The following is a 5,096-nucleotide window of genomic DNA, read 5'->3' on the forward strand; positions in this document are numbered from 1 at the left end:
GCTGTAATAGCTGTAATAGCTGTAATAGCTGTAATAGCTGTAATAGCTGTAATAGCTGTAATAGCTGTAATAGCTGTAATAGCTGTGATGTGTAAAAATTGCTCAAAAGAGTGATTTTTATTGTATTATTCCCCAGAGGGAATACTGCTTCTCAATTTGATTTTGTCTTTAATATAAGGAGGAACGATGGAAAAAAAATCAAATTCACTAAGTAGAGTAAAGCGTCGACAACAGGAAAAAGTTTTACGCTTCTCTATTCGTAAATATAGCTTTGGTGCGGCTTCAGTTGCTGTTGCAGCGCTGATGTTTTTGGGTGCGCGCGTCGTTAGTGCGGATAGCGTAACACCTGTCGAACAACCTCATGTAGGGGCTTCAATTCAAGGAACGAGTTCGCTTGAATCGCAAGATAAGGAAGAGCCTGCTAGTTCTGTAAAAGTGGATACAGCTACTGCAAGTCAGCTTGTGGCACAGATCAAAGACCAGCTCCATGTCAAGGAAGCTGCTAATACAGATCTTTTGGTTACCGCTAATGAAGAACTTGTTAAGGCTGAACAGACTCTCGCTGATTCAAAAGTGAGTCAAGAAGAAGTGGATGCTTTGGTAGCTCGCTTGACCAATGTTTTGGACCAGCTACGTGCAGTGGAAACTCCTCAAGTCAAAGAAGATAAAAATGACAAAAGTACACAGGAAGCAACTCCAGAAATCAAGCCAGAAGTAGCGAAGCCAACTCCAGAAATTTCAGCTAAGTCTGAGGAAACTTCAGAAAATACTAATGCTGAGCAACTGGAAAAAGCTAAAGCTAGTCTCAAAGTATCTATTGATCGTTTGGAGCAGGCTATCGCCCAAACACCTGAGAATGACTTGACACGTGAAATCTTGGAAAAAGCTAACGCCCAAGTTGCCGTAGCCAAGTCTGCATTTGGTGGTGTAGAAGTTAGCCTTCGTGATGTTGAGGATATGAATCGTGTCATCAAACGTAACGAAAGATCTGTTATGATTGCACGTAATCGTTTGACTTCTGGGCATAATGACGTCCGTAATGGCGCAACTATCCCAGTCGGTACAAGATTTCGTGCTGATGAGGGAGTAAGGTATGACGATGCTGTCGGTCTTTACTTCACAAAAGAAGGAGATGGCTCAGGTTATCCAGCCGGTACCATGCTCTTTAGAGATCGTAACCAAAATACTGCGGATAAACAAAGAGTTAAGGATGTCAAGGATGTCGTTAAGGTTGATGTCACTAAAAACGGAGATACATACGATTGGGTCATTGAGTTTGAAGGTAATCCTGAAAACCACCAAAATGCCCATGCTTGGTTTACCATTCCAACTGGTCATACCTTGGTAGACGACGGTTCGGCATCATTTGGTAGTTACTGGGGTGGTTCTGGTGGAAAACGACGTATTGAAACTCAAGGAAGATTACCACGAAACTTATACGACATCTTTAAAGATCAGGTTAGCTCTACGTCTAAGGATGTTAACATTGGTACCCCTGGTGGAGCTATCGAGCAGGCTTGGGGCAAAGCCGCCACTACCGATGCTTTCTGGAAAGGTGCTGATGGAGAGATTAAAACATTTGAAGAAATCATTTCAAAACCTGATACACTCTATTTTAATCGTACAGGTGGTGCCCGTACGACAACGGAGAAGGATGTTCTGGTATCAGATTATTTGAAGGATTGGTTGATCCAGCATACGCAAAGAGTTTATCATTTTGATATTGATTATCGTGGTAGAACTAAGGATAGTGCATCAAACTATATCTTTCGTTTCAAAACCAAGGCTGCTGAGGGGACTCCACTCATGTATGCAGCAGGGATGCGCTCCTATGAGTTCAGCACCCACCGAAATGATATGCAATGGTATGGTTTGCCATCTCCTAAGGTGACGGGGGCTGATCAAACTATCGAAAAAGGTAAGGAAATTCGACTTGAATTTACAACTAAAGATAATCTAGCAGGATTTTCACTTGGTGATCCAAAACTAGGTTATAATCCAGCTGATTCTATCAAGTTAGTGGATAGTAAGCTGGAACTTAAAGATCAAAAAGTTGAAGTTCAAAAAGTGAGTGATTATGAGCACAAGCTTATTATCACAGGTCGTGTTGCTTCAGATCCTGGCGACTATAAGGTCAAGGTCAAGTCTGTCAATAACGTTGGACAAAGTGCGGAGTTTACATCAACTGTCAAGGTTACACAATCTATTACACCAACATTAGAGTTGAATCAAGATCCTAAGACAGGTGACGTTACAGTAACACCGAAGAAACCAGATGGCTCAACATACCCACCAGAAACTAAGGTAGAAATCCCAGGTAAAGGTGACAAGCCAATCCCAGTCACAATCGGTAAAGACGGTAAAGGTAAAGTACCTAATAGTGATTTACCTGAAGGTAATGTCCCAGGTATAGGTAAGATTACAGAACCAGGTCAACCAACTGTTGAAGTTCCTGATGTAACAACTCCAGCTAAGATAACACCAGCTGACCAGGTAGCACCAACAATTACTAAATTAACTGATAATCGTAATGCAGAAATTGATAGTAAAAACCCACGTAAGATTATCGTTTATCGTGAAGAAGAGTTTAGCGTTGATGTGAACTTAACTGATAACAGTGGTCGCTTGGATAAGATTAAGGTTCACGACAATGCTCAAGCAGTAGCACCATCAGGTAATTTCGAAGTTACAAATGGTGGTCGTCTTGAACTTCCTGCTAATGGTACAAGTATTAACTTCACGGATAAGACAAGTAATTTAGGTCAAGCTGGCAATGCGACAGATACTAACCCATATAAAGTTAATATTTCAGGTCATGTTGGTAAAAATCAGGAAGTCAAAGCTGATGCTAGCAAAAATATCTGGAATCGTTATATTAGTGGATATGACCAAGGAGGTCTGACAAATAACAACACAAACAATAACACTGCTAATAACGCCAATATTCAGATTGAGTTCCGTAAGCAAGCTGATAAATATACACCAACAGCAGTAACAGGCTCTAAAATCGATGTAGCGACAGATGGTACAATCAGTGGTTATGACTCACCAGAGACTTATATTGCCAACAAGTCTGACTTGCCAACTGAAGGTACAACGCCAGGTGCAAGAACGACTTATACATGGAAAGATGGAGAAACTCCAACTGTTAACAATGGTCAAGTCACACGTACAGCGGTAGTTACTTATCCAGATGGTTCAACAGATGAAGTGCCTGTAACCTTCACAGTTCGTGACACAGTAGCTCCAACAATTACTAGCTTAACTCCTATTAGTAATGCAGAAATTGATGGCACTAACCCACATAAGATTATCGTTTATCGTGAAGAAGAGTTTAGCGTTGATGTGAACTTAACTGATAACAGTGGTCGCTTGGATAAGATTAAGGTTCACGACAATGCTCAAGCAGTAGCACCATCAGGTAATTTCGAAGTTACAAATGGTGGTCGTCTTGAAATTCCTGCTAATGGTACAAAGATTAACTTTACGGCTAATACAAGTAATTTAGGTCAAGCTGGCAATGCGACAGATACTAATCCGTACAAGGTAAATATTTCAGGGTATGTAGGTAAAGGTCAGACAATTAATCCTGATGCTAGCAAAAATATCTGGAATCGTTATATTAGCGGATATGACCAAGAAGGTCTAACAAATAACAGTGGAAACAATGGTCCTGCTAATAACGCCAATATTCAGATTGAGTTCCGTAAGCAAGCTGATAAGTACACTCCAACAGCAGTAACAGGTTCTAAAATCGATGTAGCAACAGATGGTACAATCAGTGGCTATAACACACCAGAGACTTATATTGCCAACAAGTCAGACTTACCAACTAAAGGTACAACACCAGGTACTGCAACGACTTATACATGGAAAGATGGTGAAAATCCAACTGTTACAAATGGACAAGTAACACGAACAGTTGTGGTTACTTATCCAGATGGTTCAACAGATGAAGTACCTGTTACCTTCACAGTTAATGATACAGTACCACCAACGATTACTAGCTTAACACCTATTAGTAATGCAGAAATTGATGGCACTAACCCACATAAGATTATCGTTTATCGTGAAGAAGAGTTTAGCGTTGATGTGAACTTAACTGATAACAGTGGTCGCTTGGATAAGATTAAGGTTCACGACAATGCTCAAGCAGTAGCACCATCAGGTAATTTCGAAGTTACAAATGGTGGTCGTCTTGAAATTCCTGCTAATGGTACAAAGATTAACTTTACGGCTAATACAAGTAATTTAGGTCAAGCTGGCAATGCGACAGATACTAATCCGTACAAGGTAAATATTTCAGGGTATGTAGGTAAAGGTCAGACAATTAATCCTGATGCTAGCAAAAATATCTGGAATCGTTATATTAGCGGATATGACCAAGAAGGTCTAACAAATAACAGTGGAAACAATGGTCCTGCTAATAACGCCAATATTCAGATTGAGTTCCGTAAGCAAGCTGATAAATATACACCAACAGCTACAAATCCTACAGTGAATCTGACTTCAAATGGAACTGTTCCAGATTTGGGATCACCAGAGACTTATATTGCCAACAAGTCTGACTTGCCAGATAAAGGAACAACACCAGGTACGACAACGACTTACGCATGGAAAGCTGGAGAAACTCCAACTGTTAACAATGGTAAAGTCACACGTACAGTTATAGTAACTTATCCAGATGGTTCAACAGATGAAGTTCCAGTAAAAGTAACGGTAACAACACCAGAAACACCAGAAACTGAAAAACCAGTTGAGATTGAAATTACCCCACAACCAAATGGAGATGCGATTGTAACGCCTAAGAAACCAGATGGCTCAACATACCCACCAAAAACTACGGTAGAAATCCCAGGTGAAAATGGTCCAATCACTGTTGAAATCGGTAAAGACGGTTCAGGTAAAGTACCAAATGACAATCTTCCTAAGAAAGCTGTCCCAGGTACAGGAACAGTAACCGAACCGAATAAGAAACCATCACAACCGGTGAATGTAACAACACCAGGTAAGGTAACACCAGCAACACCAGAAACCGAAAAACCAGGTAAGATTGAAATTACTCAACAACCAAATGGTGATGCAGTAGTAACACC

Annotated in this window: 1 protein-coding gene; it reads left to right on the plus strand. The window is 40.6% G+C overall.

Features of this window, described 5'->3' with window-relative positions; translation table 11 throughout:
• Positions 1-186: 186 nt before the first annotated feature.
• A partial coding sequence (locus M1R56_RS03555; RefSeq protein ID WP_248034629.1) for a sialoglycan-binding domain-containing protein occupies positions 187-5,096 on the plus strand: 4,910 nt, incomplete at its 3' end.

Source organism: Streptococcus sp. oral taxon 431, assembly GCF_023115445.1.
GTDB lineage: Bacteria > Bacillota > Bacilli > Lactobacillales > Streptococcaceae > Streptococcus.